Origin of the sequence: Pseudorhizobium tarimense, assembly GCF_022968135.1 — a bacterium.
GTDB lineage: Bacteria > Pseudomonadota > Alphaproteobacteria > Rhizobiales > Rhizobiaceae > Neorhizobium > Neorhizobium tarimense.
Window position 1 is genome coordinate 1 of sequence record NZ_JALJRA010000001.1, and the last position, 17387, is coordinate 17387.

General features: G+C 61.6%; 14 protein-coding genes. 8 read left to right on the forward strand and 6 right to left on the reverse strand.

What is annotated here, in order from left to right; translation table 11 throughout:
• The first annotated feature begins 377 nt into the window (after positions 1-377).
• Both MUU54_RS00005 and amn read left to right on the forward strand, forming a co-directional pair.
• Positions 378-569, forward strand: coding sequence for a hypothetical protein (locus MUU54_RS00005; protein WP_247241984.1), 192 nt, complete (start codon positions 378-380; stop codon positions 567-569).
• 57 nt (positions 570-626) lie between these two features.
• On the forward strand, positions 627-2129 hold the full coding sequence (amn, locus tag MUU54_RS00010; protein ID WP_247241985.1) for an AMP nucleosidase: 1503 nt from the start codon (positions 627-629) through the stop codon (positions 2127-2129).
• Positions 2130-2167: 38 nt separating this feature from the next.
• Here amn and MUU54_RS00015 read toward each other — a convergent pair whose 3' ends face one another.
• On the reverse strand, positions 2168-3130 hold the full coding sequence (locus MUU54_RS00015) for a lysylphosphatidylglycerol synthase domain-containing protein (protein WP_247241986.1): 963 nt from the start codon (positions 3128-3130) through the stop codon (positions 2168-2170).
• Between the two features lie 92 nt (positions 3131-3222).
• Between MUU54_RS00015 and MUU54_RS00020 the strand changes: the two genes are divergently transcribed.
• Positions 3223-4224, forward strand: a complete 1002-nt coding sequence (locus MUU54_RS00020) for a glycosyltransferase family 2 protein (protein WP_247242375.1) — start codon at positions 3223-3225, stop codon at positions 4222-4224.
• Entirely contained in the window at positions 4224-5711 is a 1488-nt protein-coding gene (locus MUU54_RS00025) for an ArnT family glycosyltransferase (protein ID WP_247241987.1), read from the forward strand. The genes MUU54_RS00020 and MUU54_RS00025 overlap by 1 nt, the downstream gene beginning before the upstream one ends.
• Positions 5712-5867: 156 nt before the next feature.
• On the opposite strand, the gene MUU54_RS00030 is transcribed toward MUU54_RS00025, so the two are convergent.
• Positions 5868-7235, reverse strand: a complete 1368-nt coding sequence (locus MUU54_RS00030; protein ID WP_247241988.1) for an aspartate aminotransferase family protein — start codon at positions 7233-7235, stop codon at positions 5868-5870.
• An 83-nt stretch (positions 7236-7318) separates the two neighbouring features.
• Here MUU54_RS00030 and MUU54_RS00035 point away from each other — a divergent pair, with 83 nt between their 5' ends.
• The gene (locus tag MUU54_RS00035) at positions 7319-8650 is read left to right on the forward strand and encodes a glutamine synthetase family protein (protein ID WP_247241989.1); all 1332 of its coding nucleotides are present in this window, start codon (positions 7319-7321) and stop codon (positions 8648-8650) included.
• 4 nt (positions 8651-8654) lie between these two features.
• Here MUU54_RS00035 and MUU54_RS00040 read toward each other — a convergent pair whose 3' ends face one another.
• Positions 8655-9584, reverse strand: a complete 930-nt coding sequence (locus tag MUU54_RS00040; RefSeq protein WP_247241990.1) for a diacylglycerol/lipid kinase family protein — start codon at positions 9582-9584, stop codon at positions 8655-8657.
• A gap of 307 nt (positions 9585-9891) precedes the next feature.
• On the opposite strand from MUU54_RS00040, the gene MUU54_RS00045 reads away from it, so the two are divergent.
• Entirely contained in the window at positions 9892-11046 is a 1155-nt protein-coding gene (locus tag MUU54_RS00045) for an MFS transporter (RefSeq protein WP_247242376.1), read from the forward strand.
• 114 nt (positions 11047-11160) lie between these two features.
• Positions 11161-11577 carry a DoxX family protein gene (locus MUU54_RS00050; RefSeq protein WP_247241991.1) on the forward strand — a complete coding sequence of 139 codons (417 nt, stop codon included), beginning with the start codon at positions 11161-11163 and terminating at the stop codon, positions 11575-11577.
• Positions 11578-11593: 16 nt separating this feature from the next.
• Here the strand turns inward: MUU54_RS00050 and MUU54_RS00055 are convergent, their stop codons facing one another.
• On the reverse strand, positions 11594-12211 hold the full coding sequence (locus tag MUU54_RS00055) for a L,D-transpeptidase (protein ID WP_247241992.1): 618 nt from the start codon (positions 12209-12211) through the stop codon (positions 11594-11596).
• Between the two features lie 111 nt (positions 12212-12322).
• Entirely contained in the window at positions 12323-13363 is a 1041-nt protein-coding gene (locus MUU54_RS00060) for a class I SAM-dependent methyltransferase (protein ID WP_247241993.1), read from the reverse strand.
• Positions 13364-13664: 301 nt separating this feature from the next.
• Here MUU54_RS00060 and MUU54_RS00065 point away from each other — a divergent pair, with 301 nt between their 5' ends.
• Positions 13665-15650, forward strand: coding sequence for a putative bifunctional diguanylate cyclase/phosphodiesterase (locus MUU54_RS00065; protein ID WP_247241994.1), 1986 nt, complete (start codon positions 13665-13667; stop codon positions 15648-15650).
• Between the two features lie 50 nt (positions 15651-15700).
• Here the strand turns inward: MUU54_RS00065 and MUU54_RS00070 are convergent, their stop codons facing one another.
• Positions 15701-17365, reverse strand: coding sequence for an electron transfer flavoprotein-ubiquinone oxidoreductase (locus tag MUU54_RS00070; protein ID WP_247241995.1), 1665 nt, complete (start codon positions 17363-17365; stop codon positions 15701-15703).
• Positions 17366-17387 lie beyond the last annotated feature (22 nt).

The window sequence follows — 17387 nt, forward strand, 5'->3', positions numbered from 1 at the left end:
ATGTCCCAATGAATCGCAAACCCCCAGCACAGGCCAGGGGTTTGTCAGCAGTCTGAAGTCGGCGCAAGCCGGCTTTTTTCTTGTCCAGCCTGTTCTCGGGCTGACTCAGCTACCTGATATTTGCGGTTAACTTCTGTGAACCGTAGATGAACCCCCGTCTCATCGGCAGTTCAGGGCCGAAGAGCTACACGTGCACCCACAAGGTCCGGGGAGATGCACATGTCAGTTCTGGTTCGCCGTTTGCTCATCATCAGTCTCGTTGGCGCCAACTTCGCCATCCTCTTTTCGGCGCTTGTTCTGCAGGCTGCATCGCGAGCCTCAGCATCACGATTGGCCGCATTCGCACACTGTGCGCCTGCCTCATGCGGGGGCGCGTCATGAGCCGAAGTCAAACATCCCGACGCCGCCGTCCTGCCCTTGTGGCTCTCCTTCGTGTTGCGCTGGCGACACTTACACTGGTTGGACCGCTTGCGCTTGTGACCGTCAGCAGCGCCGATCACGGCCTCCTGCCCAAGCAAGGCGCAGGCTTCGTGCTGTTCGTGAGCCTGCAGCGGCAGTCCATGAGCTGAGACCGCCAGCGGTCCGGGTGTCTTCCGCTTGCCAGCGACTTCATCTTATAATGCCGCATGAGCACACGAATCTTTTCCCTTTCACCCCTCTCCTACGCCAGCCCCAGTCGCTACGAGCCGCGCGTATTCGATGATGCGACGGCCGCCGTTGACGCGTTGACTGCGCTTTACGAGCGCAATACGAGCTTCCTCATGGACGCCTTTGGCGGGCTGGCAAAGGGGGCGCCTGTCACCGGCCGCTACCGCGCCTGCTATCCGCAGGTCAGCATCGAGACGACGTCGTTTGGGCATGCGGATTCGCGCCTGTCCTACGGACACGTCACCTCCCCCGGCCTCTACACGACGACGGTTACCCGCCCGACGCTCTTCCGACACTATCTGAAAGAGCAGCTGGAACTGCTGATGCGCAATCACAATGTTCCGGTGACCGTTTCGGAATCGACGACGCCGATCCCGCTGCACTTCGCTTTCGGCGAAGGCGCCCATGTGGAAGCTAGCGCGACTGCGAGCCTTGCCGATCTCAGCCTTCGCGATCTCTTCGACACGCCGGATCTCACCAACACCGACGACCTGATCGCCAACGGCGAGTATGAGGAAGTGCCAGGTGAGCCGTCGCCTCTGGCACCTTTTACGGCGCAGCGGATCGATTACTCGCTTGCACGCCTCAGCCACTATACGGCCACCAGTGCTGAGCATTTCCAGAACTTCGTCCTGTTCACCAACTACCAGTTCTACATAGACGAGTTCGCTCAATGGGCGCGGGGAATGATGGCTCGTGGTGGCGAGGGCTACGACGCCTTCGTCGAACCCGGCAACGTCATCACGCCCTCAGGCTCTGCGAAGGACGATGCAGGCGCGGTGGGGCGCATGCCGCAGATGCCGGCGTATCACCTGAAGAAGAAGGGCCATGCGGGTATCACTCTCGTCAACATTGGGGTCGGCCCCTCGAACGCGAAGACGATCACCGACCACATCGCCGTGCTTCGCCCGCATGCTTGGCTGATGGTGGGCCACTGTGCGGGCCTGCGCAACAGCCAGCGGCTTGGCGACTACGTGCTGGCGCATGCCTATGTGCGCGAGGATCACGTTCTTGACGACGACCTGCCGGTCTGGGTGCCCATCCCCGCTCTTGCCGAAGTGCAGCAGGCGCTCGAGGATGCTGTCGAGGAGATCACAGGTTACGAAGGCTTCGAGCTGAAGCGCATCATGCGCACCGGCACCGTCGCGACGATCGATAACCGCAACTGGGAACTGCGCGACCAGCGTGGCCCGGTGAAGCGGCTGTCGCAGTCCCGGGCGATCGCGCTCGACATGGAATCGGCGACTATCGCCGCCAACGGCTTCCGCTTCCGCGTGCCCTATGGCACTCTGCTCTGCGTCTCTGACAAGCCGCTGCATGGCGAGTTGAAGCTGCCCGGCATGGCAACCGCCTTCTACCGAACTCAGGTCAGCCAGCACCTGCAGATCGGCATCCGCGCAGTGCAGAAGCTGGCAGCCATGCCGGTCGAGCGGCTGCATTCGCGCAAGCTCAGAAGCTTCTACGAGACGGCCTTTCAGTAGAAAGAGGAAGAGCGGGGGTCCAAGCCGCCGGCTTTCCTTCAGGCGCCATCCTTCGAGGGTGCAATGAGAATTGCCATCCCGGTTCCGAGCAAGGCCGAGATCAGGATCAGCAGGTGCGCGTTCACAGCCGCCTTGCTGATCACCTCAAGCGCGCCGGGGCTCGCCGCAGCGCCAAAGGACAGAGTTCCCGCGACAATACCGGCAGCATAGGTCCCCACTCCACCCGGCGCGTGGACAGGCAGGACAGAAGAGAGCTCCCCGCCCAGTGCACCGCCAAAGCTTGCGGAAAGTGGAGCGACATCCATCAATCGCAGCACCCAGGCCAGGACGGCGACCTTGACCCCCCAATTCATTAAGGTCGCGCCCCAGGCCCGGAGGAACGCCATCGCGTTCACCGGCATCCCTCGTCCCATCTCGTCCACCAGAACCCGCGGCCGCTCCGGAAGGCGCCCCGCCATTTTCAGGATGGCGTCCTTCAGCGCAAACAGCGGCACAGGCGCGAGCAGGAAGGCAAGCCATGCGACAACGGTCCACCACTCGCCCCCCTTCCCGATCACGAGGCCGATGCCAGCGGCCGCCAGCAAGGCGTGGAGATCGAGGAGACGCATGAACAGCAATGCAGCCGTGGCACGAGCGAGCGGCATGCCGAATTCCGAGCGCATCAGGAGGGGAAAGCTCGCCTCGCCCGAGCGTAGAGGCAGCATGATGTTAAGGAGATTGTGGACGAGCGTCAGACGAAGAAGCCGGCGAAACCGTCCTCGCGTCTCCCGGGGGAAATAGTCTGCTACGCGCCAGCAGCGTACGACATACGTCATGACGAGAAGCGCCAAAGCAGCCGCCAGTGGCAAGATGCCTGTAGCCGCCAGTTCCCTAACGAGCGTGGGAATACCGAAGGCAACCTGGAGGAACAGGACGTAGGCGACCAGCGTGCCGGCTGTGGCAAGCCACATGCGATTGCGCCGGGGCCACCGCTCTTGGCTGGCATCCTGATTGGATTTCATATAGTCGTGCACCCACAGATGGTTCGGCCGCCCTTAGCACGAAAGTGGGCTCGCAGACCATCGGATCTATATGGAGCCTGCGCGTGAGTGCGATGATCGAAACGAGCCTGGAGAGCCCGCAGCCGGCGGGTGCTCCCGAGCTGTCTTTGGTGGTGCCTATCTTCAACGAGGAAGAGAGCGTCCGCCCCCTTGTCGAGCGGATCATCGAGGCAATGGCGGCCTTCCCTGGTGCCTGGGAACTGGTGCTGGTTGATGACGGCAGCGCCGATCGAACGCTCCCCACCGCGCGCAACTTTCTCTCGCGTCCTGGGCTCGACCTGACGATCGTCGAACTCCAACGCAATTTCGGGCAGACGGCCGCGATGCAGGCTGGTATCGACACGGCCCGCGGACGTCTGATTGCCACGCTCGACGGCGACCTGCAGAACGACCCGAACGACATTCCCTTGATGGTTCGAGCGCTCGAAGAGCGGGAGCTCGACCTGCTTGTAGGCTGGCGCAAGAACCGCAAGGACGGGCTCGTTGTTCGCAAGATACCGTCGTGGTGCGCCAATTACTTGATCGGCCGCATTACCGGCGTCAAGCTGCACGACTATGGGTGCAGCCTGAAGATCTACCGCGCCACGGTGATCAAGCAGGTCAAGCTGATGGGCGAGATGCACCGTTTTATTCCTGCGTGGGTCGCGAGCGTCGTGCCGAGCTCACGCATCGGCGAAATCGAGGTGACGCATCATGCGCGCCAGCATGGCACCTCGAAATACGGCATCTCCCGTACCTTCCGCGTGATCCTGGACCTCCTCTCGGTAATGTTCTTCATGCGCTACAAGGCGCGTCCCGGACATTTCTTCGGTTCGCTCGGGCTCGGCACCGGCTTCCTCAGCGTCCTCATCCTGTTCTGGCTGTTCATCCAGAAGGTCGTCTTTGGAGAGGATATCGGCGGCCGGCCGCTGCTGATTCTGGGCTTTATGCTCTTCCTATCCTCGGTCCAGCTGATCACGACCGGTATCCTGGCCGAGATGATCGCTCGGGTTCATCACCGCGATGATACGTCGCCAAGCTACATCGTGCGGACAGTGTTTCAGAAGGGCGACTGATGCTGTCCGGTTGGAACGAGCGGATATGGCGCCTGGCACCCTCGGTCCTCTGGATCTTTGCAATCTATTACGCCTGTCAGGTGTTCGTCCGGCTCGCGCTACCGGACGGGCTGCGCATTGATGAGGCACAGCAGGTTTTCCTCTCGCAATGGTTGGCTGCCGGTTATGACGCGCAGCCGCCACTCTACAACTGGCTCCAGCAGCTGACCTTCCAGATCGTCGGCGATTACCTGGTCGGACTTGCGGTTCTGAAATCGATGGTCCTGTTTGCGATCATCTGCTCCTATTATGTGCTGGCGCGGATGCTCGTTAACAACGCATCCTATGCGGTTATGGCGGCGCTCGGACTGTTTCTCATTCCGCAAATGTTCTGGCAGGCGCAGCGCGATCTTACGCATACGACGGCAACCATGCTGCTGCTCAACCTGCTGATGATTTCGGCCGTCGTGGTGCTCAGATGGCCGAGCCTGCGAAACTACCTGCTGCTGGGTGCAGCCGTCGGCTTGGGCATGCTGACAAAGTACAACTTCGCGCTCTTCCTGCCCGCCCTCGCTGTCGCCGTCTACCTCCACCCAAACGGTCGGGCCCGTATTCTCGACTGGCGGATCGTCGCTGCAGCAGCGATCGCCGTCCTCATCGTGTTGCCGCATGCCTTCTGGTTCATCGAAAACCTGAAGGTCGCATCTTCCGTGACAGTCGCCCGCATGGGTGAAGACGCGGGCGACACAGGAAGGTTCGGCGAGATTGCGTCGGGCCTCGGCAGTCTTCTGGCGATCACCCTGGTAATTTCCGCGCCGGCCCTAGCTGCCGTGGGCCTGCCCTTCGGCAACTCTGCCCCCACGGCGCGCACTGCCAGCTCGGTTGGCAGCCGGTTCATTGGCACGTTTCTGGTGTGCATTCTGCTGATCCTCGTACTGCTCATCTTTGCCGTCACCCTCACAACGATCCGGGATCGATGGATGTTGCCCCTCCTCCAGATGTTGCCGCTTTATGGCGTTCTGAAGCTCGAGGCACAGGGGCTAGATCCCGATGTGCCGCTGCGACGGTTGATGCCGGCTGCACTTGGGATCATCGTGCTGCTGCCGATAGCTACCTTCATCGCCGGTTCGCGTTCAACCTCGCATTATCAGCAGCCCTACGATGCCTTCCGAACCGCCTTTACGGATCAGGTACAGGTTAGCCCGGCAGTTATCGCAACGACCGACTGGACGGTGGCGGGGAACCTCAAGATGCGCTGGCCCCAGGCCTCCGTCATTTCGACACAGTTCCCCAACCTGCAGCTGGCGTACGATCGGTCAACCGGAGGACCAGTTGCGCTGATGTGGCGGGGTACGTCCGCGGTGCCGCCGGAGGCATTGGTCAACTGGGCGAGGTCAAGGCTCGGCGATGGCCTGTCGCTGCCGCAGCCTCAGGAGATCGTCCTGCCCTTCACAGGGCACCCGGACAAGCCGGCACCGCCCTTTCACTATATCCTGATCAGGCCTTGAACGGCTTCCTAAAGCCCCCATGAATGCGGATCGCATGTAGCCGCAAAAAGGCAGGCTTTCGCACGTTTGCCCTCCCGCGCAACTTTGGCCGGCCCGGCGACGACTACGCTTCGGCTATGCCTGGGTATGTGCCGGTGGCGAACGAAGGCGCCGCCGCTACTCCCCGACGGCATCACGCAGGTGGTCGAGGCCCTTGCGCAGCGTCTCAACCATTTCGTCCAGTTGCGAATGCGTGATGGTGAATGCCGGGGAGGCTAGCATCCGATCGCCGGTCGCGCGCATGATGAGCCCGTTCTCGAGGCAGTGGTTGCGGACGAGCGTGCCGACGTCGTCGGGCTTGGCGTAGCGGCGGCGGGTTGCCTTGTCGACTGCCATCTGCAGGCCGCCCATCAGGCCGACGCTCACTGCCTCGCCCACCACCTCGTGGTCCTCCAGACTCTTCCAGGCCTCGGCGAAATAGGGGCCGATGTCGTCACGAACCCTTTCCACCAGCCCCTCCTCCTCGATGATGCGCAGGTTTTTCAGCGCTGCGGCGGCACAGACCGGATGGCCGGAATAGGTGAAGCCGTGGTAGAAATCCCCAAGTTCCTCGACCATCACATCCGCCACCCGATCGCTCACCAGGACGCCGCCGATCGGCAGGTAGCCGGAGGACAGACCCTTGGCGATCGGAGCCAAATCCGGTTCGACGCCGTAATGCTGATGGCCGAACCACGTGCCGAGACGGCCGAAGCCGCAGATCACTTCATCGCAGACGAGCAGGATGTTGCGCTCGCGGCAGATGCGGGCGATCTCGGGCCAGTAGGTATCCGGCGGAACGATGACGCCGCCGGCACCCTGGATCGGCTCGGCGACAAAGGCCGCGACATTGTCTTGGCCGAGCTCCTCGATCTTCTCATCCAGCTCGCGTGCCACCTTTAGGCCAAACTCCGCTGGCGTCAGGTCGCCACCCTCGGCATACCAGTAGGGTTGGTTGATGTGCGAGATCCCGGGGATCGGCAGGTTGCCCTGTTCGTGCATCCACCTCATGCCGCCTAGTGAGGCGCCAGCGATGGTCGAGCCGTGATAGGCGTTCTTGCGCGCAATCACCTGGGTCTTGTTCGGTTTGCCGAGCGCCTTCCAGTAGACGCGGGCCATGCGGAACCAGGTGTCGTTGGCTTCCGAGCCAGAGTTGGTGAAGAACACGCGGTTCAGTGTATCGCCCGTATGGGAGGCGATTTTCTGGGCAAGAAGGGTCGCCGGCGGCGTCGTCGTGCCAAAGAAGGTGTTGTAGTAGGGCAATTCCTGCATCTGCTGATGCGTCGCGTCCGCAATTTCGGTGCGGCCGTAGCCTACGTTGACGCACCAGAGACCGGCAAAGGCGTCGAGATACCTCTTTCCCGTATTGTCGAAGATGTGGACGCCCTCGGCCCTTTCGATGATCCGCGTACCCGCTGCATTCAGCTTCTTCATGTCGGAGAAGGGGTGCAGGTGGTGGGCAGCGTCTATGGCATCGAGGTTGGACAGGAGCGGCATGTCGGTCATGAAACGGTCTCGGCCTCCAGATTGTATGGGCGATTCTTATCGGCTACGAACGGGGCCATGCAACCTCCTCCGGAAGACAATCCATGGCCAACGAAACTGCACTGCCCCGCATCGAGATCCTGCTCGTCGGCATGAACGGCGACCTGCGCGGCAAGCAGATCCCGCTGGAGGCGGAAAAGAAGGTCTGGGAGGGTTCGGTGCGACTGCCCTCTTCCACCCAGTCACTCGACATCTGGGGCGACGACAATGACGACATCACGGGCCTGTCGCTTTCGATCGGCGATCCGGATGGCGTGTGCATTCCCGATCGACGTAGTCTAGCGCCCATGCCCTGGGCGCCGGCGGGATCGCAGCAGGTGCTGGCGACGATGCACGAGCTCGATGGCAGCCCGAGCTTCATGGATCCGCGTGCCATTCTTGCCGCGATGCTCAAGCGGTACGAGGAGCGTGGCCTGACCCCGGTGGTTGCCACCGAGCTTGAGTTCTATGTGGTGGAGGATGACTGGCGGGAGACTGGCGTTCCGCGGCCGCCGGAGCGGCTGACCTATCGCGGCAATCCGAACGGCTTCCAGCTCTACGACATGAGCGCCGTCGATGCGCTCGACGACTATCTGCAGACGTTGCGAGCTTGGGCAAAGGCTCAAGGTCTGCCGGCCGACGCGACCACGGCGGAGTTCGGGCCCGGGCAGTACGAGATCAACCTGCTCCATCGCGCCGATGCGCTCGCTGCCGCGGACGATTGCATCTACCTGAAGCGGCTGGCCGAACAGGCGGCGCGCAAGCACGGCCTGAAATCCACCTGCATGGCCAAGCCTTATGCCGAACATGCCGGGTCCGGGCTGCACGTGCATGCCAGCGTGGTCGACCGTGACGGCAACAACATCTTCGACGCGAAGGGTGGCGAGCCGGTGCTGCTCAGGTCCGTCTGCGCCGGCATGCTAGACACGATGCTCGATGCGCAGCTGATCTTCGCGCCTTTCGCCAATTCCTACCGCCGCTTCCAGCCGGGCTCTTTTGCGCCGGTCGACATCGACTGGGGCCCCGGCCATCGCGGTACCGCGATCCGTATTCCGGACACGGACGGACCGGCGGCGCGTATTGAGCACCGTGTCGCCGGTGCCGACGCCAATCCGTATTTGCTGCTGTCGGCGATCCTGGGGGGCATGCTGCTCGGCCTGGAAAAGACGCTGGATCCGGGACCTGCAACAGAACCCGGTAAGGCTCCGAGCAGCAGTCGGCGCCTCACCCATGATTTCCTCACAGCCGTCGAGGATTTCGCTGCCTCACCCTTCATCCGTGACGTATTCGGCGAACGCTACCAGAGGCTCTACGGCGATACGAAGCGGAAAGAAGCGGTCACCCATCTCAGGACCGTCTCCGACTTCGATCACCGGACCTATCTGCCGCGCATCTGACCCGTCAGATGCCGCTGCCGGCTTCCTCCTGTGACTCGTCCTGCGGCACCAGAACCTTCAGCTCGCCAGCATGGATGCGGATTGTCACGTCGCGCCCCAGCGGCAGCAACTCGCCGTCGATGACGCAACGGGTGTCCTTGCGTTCGCGGGGGAAGTGAAGCTCCACTTCGGTCGCCGTCATTCCCTTGACCGCCTCGTTCTCCTTGAAACGCCCGCGCAGGATGTCGAAGGCGAGATGGGCGACGCCGCCGGGGGTCAACGGATCTGCGGTATAGAAGCCAAGATGGCCGCGCGTCACGTCGTCTGCGTAAAGCAGCGGATCAGAACCGAACTCGTTGTTTGAAACTGAAATTGCGGACACCTTGCGCAGGCCCTTCTGCCCCTCGGCATTGAACTCTACCTCAAAGACCGGCGGATTGAACATCACACCGAACACCGCACGCGTGCTGGCGCGGATCTTGCCAAGGCGGGAGCCGAAGGTCATCGAGTTGCGATAGCGGACCATGCGGGCGTGAAGCCCCGCCGAGAACTGGTGGACGAAGCTCCGACCATTGGCGCTAGCGATGTCCACATGCTGCACCCGGCCCTCCGCAAGGATGTCGAGGACTTCCCAGATATCGAGCGGCAGCTTCAGGGAGCGCGCAAAGAGGTTCATGGTTCCAGCCGGAACGATGCCGAGCGTCAGGCCGTTGCGCCAGGCGATGTCGGCAGCTGCGGAGATGGTGCCGTCGCCGCCACCGGCAATCAGGCCCTCGACCTCCGGCGTTGCGGCCACTCGCTGCATCGTCTCGACCACATCCGCGCCGGCAACGACGTGGCATTGGATCTTGTGGCCGGCCTCGGTGAAGGTCCGGGCGGAATGGGCGCAATAGGCATCCATATCCGTAGTCCTGAAGGTCCCGCCATCGCGGTTGAAGACGCCAACGAGATTCATGATGTGCGGTCACTGTTCCCCGAAACTTGACGGCTGACAACGATTGATGCCGCCAAAGGTTGCCGGCCTGGAACAAATGACGAGCCGATCTCAGCTCCAGCTGCAGGCACCTGCCTTGCAAGATCGGCTCTACCGCGGCGCATCATCGCATGCTACCTCCCCATCGCTATTTGCAGCCGCCGTTCGGCGATCGCACTCCTCCTTTTCATGTACTGCGGCTTTTTCCATGACAGAAACGATTGCTTCAGCTTCCTCCGCAGAACGCACTGCCGGCTTGGTATCCGCACAACCGCCCGCTCTTACACCGATGGCAATCCTCCTGATCGAGATCGCGCTGGCGATCGGCGGCTTCGGCATCGGCACCGGCGAGTTCGTAATCATGGGACTGCTGCCGGACGTCGCCTCGACCTATGGCGTCAGCATCCCGACGGCCGGCTATGTCATCAGCGCCTATGCGCTCGGCGTAGTGGTTGGTGCGCCAATCATTGCGATCCTGTCGGCGCGGATGTCGCGACGCAAACTCCTGCTCTGCCTGATGAGCCTGTTTGCGCTCAGCAACATCCTGAGCGCCGCCGCGCCCGATTTCTGGAGCTTTACCACGCTTCGGTTTATCACCGGACTTCCGCACGGCGCCTATTTCGGTGTCGCCTCGCTCGTCGCCGCCTCCATGGTGCCGCCGACCAAGAGGGCCCGGGCGGTGGGACGCGTCATGCTGGGACTGACGATCGCCACACTTGCCGGAACACCGCTTGCCACCTTCCTCGGCCAGGCGCTCAGCTGGCGCGCCGCCTTCCTGCTTGTGGGCGCGATTGCCGCGTTGACGGCGCTGCTGCTGTGGATCTTCCAACCGCAAGACAAGGTGCGGGATGGGGCGAGCATTCGCAGCGAGCTCACTGCCTTTGGCAAGGCGCAAGTCTGGCTGACGCTTGGTATCGCGGCCATTGGCTTCGGCGGCATGTTCTCCGTGTTCAGCTACATTGCTTCCACGACAACGGAAACGGCCGGGCTTCCGGTTGCCATGGTCTCGGTGGTGCTGGCGCTCTTCGGCCTCGGCATGAATGTCGGCAATATCGTCGGATCGCGGCTCGCAGACCTTTCGCTGCGCGGCACGATCGGCGGCTCGATGGTCTTCTATGTCGTGGTGATGATCGGCTTCGCCCTCTTCGCCCACCATCCCATCGCGCTCTACATCACCGTTTTCCTCGTCGGATGCGGGTTTGCTCCGGGACCTGCGCTGCAGACGCGCCTGATGGATGTCGCAGCCGATGCGCAAACGCTTGCCGCCGCCTCCAACCATTCCGCCTTCAACATTGCCAACGCCCTCGGTGCCTGGCTCGGCGGGCTCGTCATCTCCTGGGGCTGGGGATTTTCCGCCACCGGTTATGTCGGTGCCCTGCTGTCGCTGCTCGGCCTCGGCGTCTTCCTGGTCTCGGTGGCGCTCGAGAGGAAAGGCGTTCGCTGAGGCTCACGCCGTGGCAGAGACACCCCTGCCGCGGTTGATTTTCATTCTCAGCACAACCTTAACAGCGAAAATGAATTGGTTTAAAATGCTCCCGTTGAGCCATAGGGGGACAACATGGCGACTTCGCAGACGCATGCCTTCGGCAATCCGGTTGCCGCACTGACCGGCACCACCTGGTTTGGCTATCTTGCCAGAACCGTGCTCACCTTCATGTTCTGGGGGAGCGGGCTTTCGAAGCTGATGGATTTCGATGCTGGCGTGGCGGAAATGGCCCATTTCGGGCTCGAACCGGCCACGCTCTTCAACATCGCCGTGATCATCACGCAGCTTGGTGGCTCCGCGCTCATCATCCTCAACCGGTGGACCTGGCTAGGCGCCGGGGCGCTCGCCGTCTTCACCGCGCTGACAATCCCGATCGCCCATAATTTCTGGACGATGGAAGAACCCTTCAAGACGATCGAGTTCTACGTCGTGATGGAGCACATCACGGTCATTGGCGCCTTGATGGTGGTTGCCTGGAAGGCCCGTTAATCTTTCCAGCTAAACATCAGGCCTGCAGGACCACGACGCGGTCCCCGACGTTGACGCGTTCGTAGAGGTCGATCACGTCGTGGTTCATCATGCGCACGCAGCCGCTCGACATCGCGTAGCCGATCGTCTGCGGCTGATTGGTGCCGTGGATCCGGAAATGCGTGTCGTTGCCGTTGCGGTAGAGATACATTGCACGGGCGCCAAGTGGATTGTTCGGGCCGCCGGGAACGCCGGCTGCGTACTTCAAGTTCTTTTCCGGCTCGCGCCGGATCATGTTTGCCGTTGGCGTCCAGCTAGGCCATTCCGCCTTGCGACCGACGTAGGCGTTACCGCGGAAGGCGAGCCCTTCCTTGCCGACACCGACGCCGTAGCGCATCGCCTTGCCGCCTTCCATGATGTGGTACAGGCGACGGGCTGGCGTATCCACCACGATCGTGCCCGGCTTGTGCGTCGTCTCATAAGCCACCACCTGACGGCGGAGCTCCGGTTTGATCTTTTCCAGCGGCACGCGCTTCAGCGGAAAAGGCTCGTCCGGCAGGGCAGCATAGTTGGCGCGGTCGTCCATGCCGCTCGAGGCACATCCGGTAACGAGAAGCGGCAGCCCGATCAGGAATCCGCGGCGGGAAAGCGACATGAATTGTGTCCTCAAGGTGTCGGTTTAGAGGCGGCAACTTAAGGACACTATGGTTAATGCAAAGATAACGACAGAACCAGCCTTATCACGAAAACGTGGGATTGCCGCTCCTCAGGTGCGGAGCTTGATCGTCCCGTAGATGATGTTGCGGTTGGCTCCGAACTTCACCTCGGTTTCCACATCCCGACCCGCAACACTCTCGTTGATGATGTTCCACATCTCCGACTGCGAGCGTAGCAGCAAGGTCCAGTTCATGATCGTCTCCATGTAGCCGTCGTCCGGCACTTCTGTGGAGAAGTTGGCGAACAGGAACATGCCACCCGGCTTCAGCCGGTCGAGGCAGGTCTGCGTGAGCTTGATTGCCACCTTATCAGCCAGATAGTCATAGAGCCCGGCGGCGTAGATGAAGTCAAACGTGCCAAGGTCCTGTGATCTCGTCAGCATGCTGCGGACCGAGCCGTCGATCGCCTCCACGCAGGTGCCCTGGAAGTCGCGTGCGGTTGCGCCGACGCTCATCGGATCCTGGTCCAGAGCCACCCAGCGCTTGATGGCGCCCTGCTTCAGGGCTACCGAGCGATCTGCTTCGCGCAAGTGACCGGCGGCGATCGTCAGGATCTCGGCCTCCGGCCCTTTCTCGGCGGCGACCTGGTCCACGTAGCGCGTCAGCAGATCGCGCCGTTCGCGAACGGCAACCGCCGAAGGTGCGTTATACGTGTATCTGTGCAATGTCTGTCCCAGCAGTGAGGATGACCGGATCTCGTCTGCGACGGAAGGATGCCCGTAGATGAAATCGATAAGGTGGGCATCGCCGGAATAGCCACGGGGCTTCTCGAACGACCACCGGGTGAAGGGATCTTCGTGGAAGTAGGCGCTGACTGGGTGGTTCTGCACGATCGGCACGAGTTCCGGCCAGACAGCGTAGTAGCGGGCGCGGGTCTCGTGGAGCGATTTTATGAGGCGATCGATGATGACGGCGGGTTCCTGGCCCGCGGCAACCTGCTGAACTGCCACCGAAAGGGTCAGCGCCACCTGCGCCTTGGCTTCAACCAGATCATGTTCACCAGAGGATTCTTGAGGAGAGAAGATTTCCCGATGGACGGCTTCGGGCGTAATTAGGCTCTGCCCGTCGAAAGCAAATTCGCGTCTGTTCACACCAATCTCGCTCGTTAATGGAAGGTTAACACCGTCCCAAGATGACCCAGGATCAAAAAAAAATCTTGCAGGTTTCGGTAACATGGTTAACGCGGGCCCACGGCCAGGGCCCACTCCTGCTTTTATTTAGAGATACTTAAGCTACTTCCAGTATTCCATTTCTGCGGGACGGCATATTCTGGTAGGAGCCAGGCTGGTCCGAAGAGACCGGTCAGGAGGACGGCGCATGCGAGCATGGGTCCGGGCCCCGACCGAGACGGACGACGCTCGACACCACAGCAATCAACGCAGTGGAAGGTGCATGACGCACAGATTGGCCGATGTGTTAGAGATTGACGTTCCGCGCGATCCGCTGCAGCAGCCGGATGCTGTTCTACACGCTCTATATAGGGAACACGGCGAGAAAATCCGGCAGCAGGCTACACGACAGGGGCTATGGATCGCCGTCCTCGTCTACCTGCTCTTTTCGCTCAGCGACTTTTTGCTCATTCCGGATGCGGCGCCACTGACGGTCGCGACGCGTTTCGTCATCTCGGCCTTGATGCTGGCCGCGCTGGAACTGCAGATCTGGCGGAAAGCAAGCGCCGACGGAATCGACCGGCTTTCGGCAACCGCCCTGGTGGTTGCCTATGCCGGCTGGCTGGGCACTGCGCTGCAGACATCCCACGTCGAAGTGATGTCCTACTACATGGTCTTCGGCGCCATCTTCATGATGAGCGTCAACCTGTTCTTCAGCTTCGCCTTCAAGCTTTCGATTATCGCTTCAGCCGTCATCGTTCTCATATTCCTGTCCGGCCTCTACCAGATCCCCGCAGCTGACATAGGCTACAAGCTAACGTTCGGCAGTTTCTGCGTCTCCTGCTTCATCTTCACCTCTTACGTGAACTGGAAGCTGAACCAGGAGCGCTACAACGTCTTCCTCAATGCCTTGGAAGCAAAGGCTCAACAGAAGGAAGCAATGGAGCGCGGCCAGCAGTTGCTGCGGCTTTCGAGGACCGATCCCCTCACCGGGGTGGACAATCGCAGGGCGATTGACCAGAGACTGCGCGACCTCTGGAATAGGTGGCAGACATCCCAGGAGGCGTTCGCGGCGATACTGGTCGATGTCGACTTCTTCAAGAGATACAATGATTGCTATGGCCATCAGCAAGGCGACCGCTGCCTCATCATCGTAGCAGATGCGCTTCGCGCCTTCGCCGATGATCACAATGCGACGATCGGGCGATATGGCGGCGAGGAGTTCATCATACTTGCCAATGTGCGTAGTGCCCCGGAAGTCGCTGCCTTGGCCGAAGGCATTCGAGAAACCATCGAAAATCTGCGTCTTCAGCACGATCAGCGACGTGACGGCATGTCAACCGTCACGGTCAGCGTCGGTGCGGCGTACGCAAGTCTCCACTCGGCAAAACTGGAAAAAGTCATCTACGATGCTGATCGGGCGCTTTATTGCGCCAAGGCCGCGGGCCGCAACTGCGTCCGGCTCTTCGATCCATTCGATCCGCAGACCAGCGACGACCGCGAGCATGTGGCAGCGCTTCTCAAGATCGCCGTAGCGGAACAACTGGTCTCGATGGTCTATCAGCCTCTGCAGGACGTGGCTTCCGGCGAAGTATCGGCAGTAGAGTCACTTATGCGCCTGCGAATGCCGGACGGTGGCAGCGTCTCGCCCAACCTCTTCATCCCGATCGCGGAACGCACGGGGACGATCTTCGAGCTCGGCCAGTGGGCCATCCGGACGGTGTGTCACGAGGTTTTGGCACCGAACCTGATGAAGGTTGCAAGTGTGAACGTCTCTCCGCTTCAACTCCGCAGTCCAGGTTTTGCAGCGTTCGTGGCACTGACACTGGATGAGGCGGGAATCACGGGTGACAGGTTGGCTCTGGAGATAACCGAAGGCCAGGACATGGAGATGCATTCCAACGCCATCCGCTGCATCAGCGATCTCAAAAGCCTCGGCATAAAGATCTGGCTCGACGACTTTGGAACCGGCTTCGCTGGCCTCTCTTGGCTTCGGATCATCGATTTCGACTGCGTAAAGATCGACAAGTCCTTCGTTCAGGACTCCCAAACGCCGCGAGGTAGGGCCATGTTGGAAGACATCATTCGGCTGGTGCGGAACCGACAGGCGACGATCCTTGCGGAAGGTGTCGAGACGCTGGAGCAGGCCAAGCTGATGAAGTCCTTGGGGATTGATCTGGTGCAGGGCTACCATCTGGGCCGGCCTTCGTCAGTAAGCACTCTCTTGGCGGCCAAGGACGCCCCTTCGCGAGCATCGTTGGCACGCTAAAAAAGGGCTCAGCCTCCATCACCGCCTTGGTACGCGAGGTTCGCCTTAGCTTACATGCTCGGATAGACCGGCCCCTCGCCGCCCTGCGGCGGAACCCAGTTGATGTTCTGGTTGGGGTCCTTGATGTCGCAGGTCTTGCAGTGGACGCAGTTCTGCGCGTTGATCACATAGACCTCCTCGCCGTCCTTCTCGACCCATTCGTAGACGCCAGCGGGACAGTAGCGGGTCGAAGGACCGGCATAAACGCCAAGTTCGGAGCGCTTCTGCAGCTCCATGTCATTTACCTGTAGGTGAACCGGCTGGTCTTCCTCGTGGTTGGTGTTGGAGAGGAAGACGGACGACAGGCGATCGAAGGTCAGCACCCCGTCCGGTCGCGGATAGGCGATCGGCTTGTGCTTGGCCGCCGGCTCCAGCGCCTCGGCATCCGTCTTGCCGTGTTTGAGCGTGCCGAGGAAGGAGAAGCCGAAGAGCTGGTTCGTCCACATGTCGATGCCGCCCAGCGCGATGCCGAGGCCGGTGCCGAGCTTGGACCACAGCGGCTTGACGTTGCGCACGCGCTTCAGGTCCTTGCCGATGTCGCTGTCGCGCCAGTCGTTCTCGATCTCGACCACCTCGTCGCTGGCACGACCAGCGGCAAGCGCTTCGGCGATCCGTTCGGCCGCCATCATTCCGGAAAGGACGGCGTTGTGGCTGCCCTTGATGCGCGGCACGTTGACGAAGCCCGCCGAGCAGCCGATCAGCGCACCGCCGGGGAAGGAGAGCTTAGGCACGGACTGGTAGCCGCCCTCGGTGATGGCGCGGGCGCCATACGAGATGCGCTTGGCACCTTCGAAGGTGCCGCGGATCGCCTCGTGCGTCTTGAAGCGCTGGAATTCCTCGAAGGGGTAGAGATAGGGGTTCTTGTAGTTCAGGTGGACGACGAAGCCGACCGCCACTAGGTTGTCGTGCAGATGGTAGAGGAAGGAGCCGCCGCCGGTGCTCATACCGAGCGGCCAGCCGAAGGAATGCTGCACGAGACCCGGCTTGTGGTTCTCCGGCCTCACCTCCCAGAGCTCCTTCAGGCCGATCCCATATTTCTGTGGCTCGCGGTCCTTCTGCAGATTGAACTTCGCGATCAACTGTTTGGCGAGCGAACCACGTACGCCCTCCCCGATCAGCACATACTTGCCGTGCAGCTCCATGCCGCGGGTGAAGTTCGGGCCCGGCTCGCCGTTGCGCCCCACGCCCATGTCGCCGGTCGCGACGCCACGCACCGCGCCGTCTTCGTCATAAAGCAGTTCCGTTGCCGCGAAACCCGGATAGATCTCGACGCCCAACCGTTCTGCCTTTTCCGCGAGCCAGCGACAGACGAGGCCGAGCGAGACGATGTAGTTGCCGTGGTTGTTCATCAGCGGCGGCATCAACGCGTTCGGCAGGCGCACCGAGCCGGCGGGGCCTAAAAACAGGAACTGGTCGTCCGTCACCGGCGTGGTGAAGGGATGTCCCTCCTCCTTGCGCCAGTCCGGAAGCAAGCGGTCGATGCCGATCGGGTCGACGACGGCGCCGGACAACACATGGGCACCCACTTCCGCGCCCTTTTCGAGCACGACGACGGAAAGCTCCGGATTGACCTGCTTCAGGCGGATTGCGGCCGACAATCCGGCCGGCCCGGCACCGACGATCACAACGTCGAATTCCATGCTTTCGCGTTCGGGAAATTCCATCTCTTCGCTCATAACCTGCTCCGCTTGCCGGCTC

Bases quoted from the DNA above. Each gene is read 5' to 3' on its own strand.
- MUU54_RS00005 (WP_247241984.1), top strand. From the start codon at position 378: ATGAGCCGAAGTCAAACATCCCGACGCCGCCGTCCTGCCCTTGTGGCT.
- MUU54_RS00015 (WP_247241986.1), bottom strand. From the start codon at position 3,130: ATGAAATCCAATCAGGATGCCAGCCAAGAGCGGTGGCCCCGGCGCAAT.
- MUU54_RS00070 (WP_247241995.1), bottom strand. From the start codon at position 17,365: ATGAGCGAAGAGATGGAATTTCCCGAACGCGAAAGCATGGAATTCGAC.
- MUU54_RS00020 (WP_247242375.1), top strand. From the start codon at position 3,223: ATGATCGAAACGAGCCTGGAGAGCCCGCAGCCGGCGGGTGCTCCCGAG.
- MUU54_RS00025 (WP_247241987.1), top strand. From the start codon at position 4,224: ATGCTGTCCGGTTGGAACGAGCGGATATGGCGCCTGGCACCCTCGGTC.
- MUU54_RS00030 (WP_247241988.1), bottom strand. From the start codon at position 7,235: ATGACCGACATGCCGCTCCTGTCCAACCTCGATGCCATAGACGCTGCC.
- MUU54_RS00040 (WP_247241990.1), bottom strand. From the start codon at position 9,584: ATGAATCTCGTTGGCGTCTTCAACCGCGATGGCGGGACCTTCAGGACT.
- MUU54_RS00050 (WP_247241991.1), top strand. From the start codon at position 11,161: ATGGCGACTTCGCAGACGCATGCCTTCGGCAATCCGGTTGCCGCACTG.
- MUU54_RS00065 (WP_247241994.1), top strand. From the start codon at position 13,665: ATGACGCACAGATTGGCCGATGTGTTAGAGATTGACGTTCCGCGCGAT.
- MUU54_RS00045 (WP_247242376.1), top strand. From the start codon at position 9,892: ATGGCAATCCTCCTGATCGAGATCGCGCTGGCGATCGGCGGCTTCGGC.
- amn (WP_247241985.1), top strand. From the start codon at position 627: ATGAGCACACGAATCTTTTCCCTTTCACCCCTCTCCTACGCCAGCCCC.
- MUU54_RS00055 (WP_247241992.1), bottom strand. From the start codon at position 12,211: ATGTCGCTTTCCCGCCGCGGATTCCTGATCGGGCTGCCGCTTCTCGTT.
- MUU54_RS00035 (WP_247241989.1), top strand. From the start codon at position 7,319: ATGGCCAACGAAACTGCACTGCCCCGCATCGAGATCCTGCTCGTCGGC.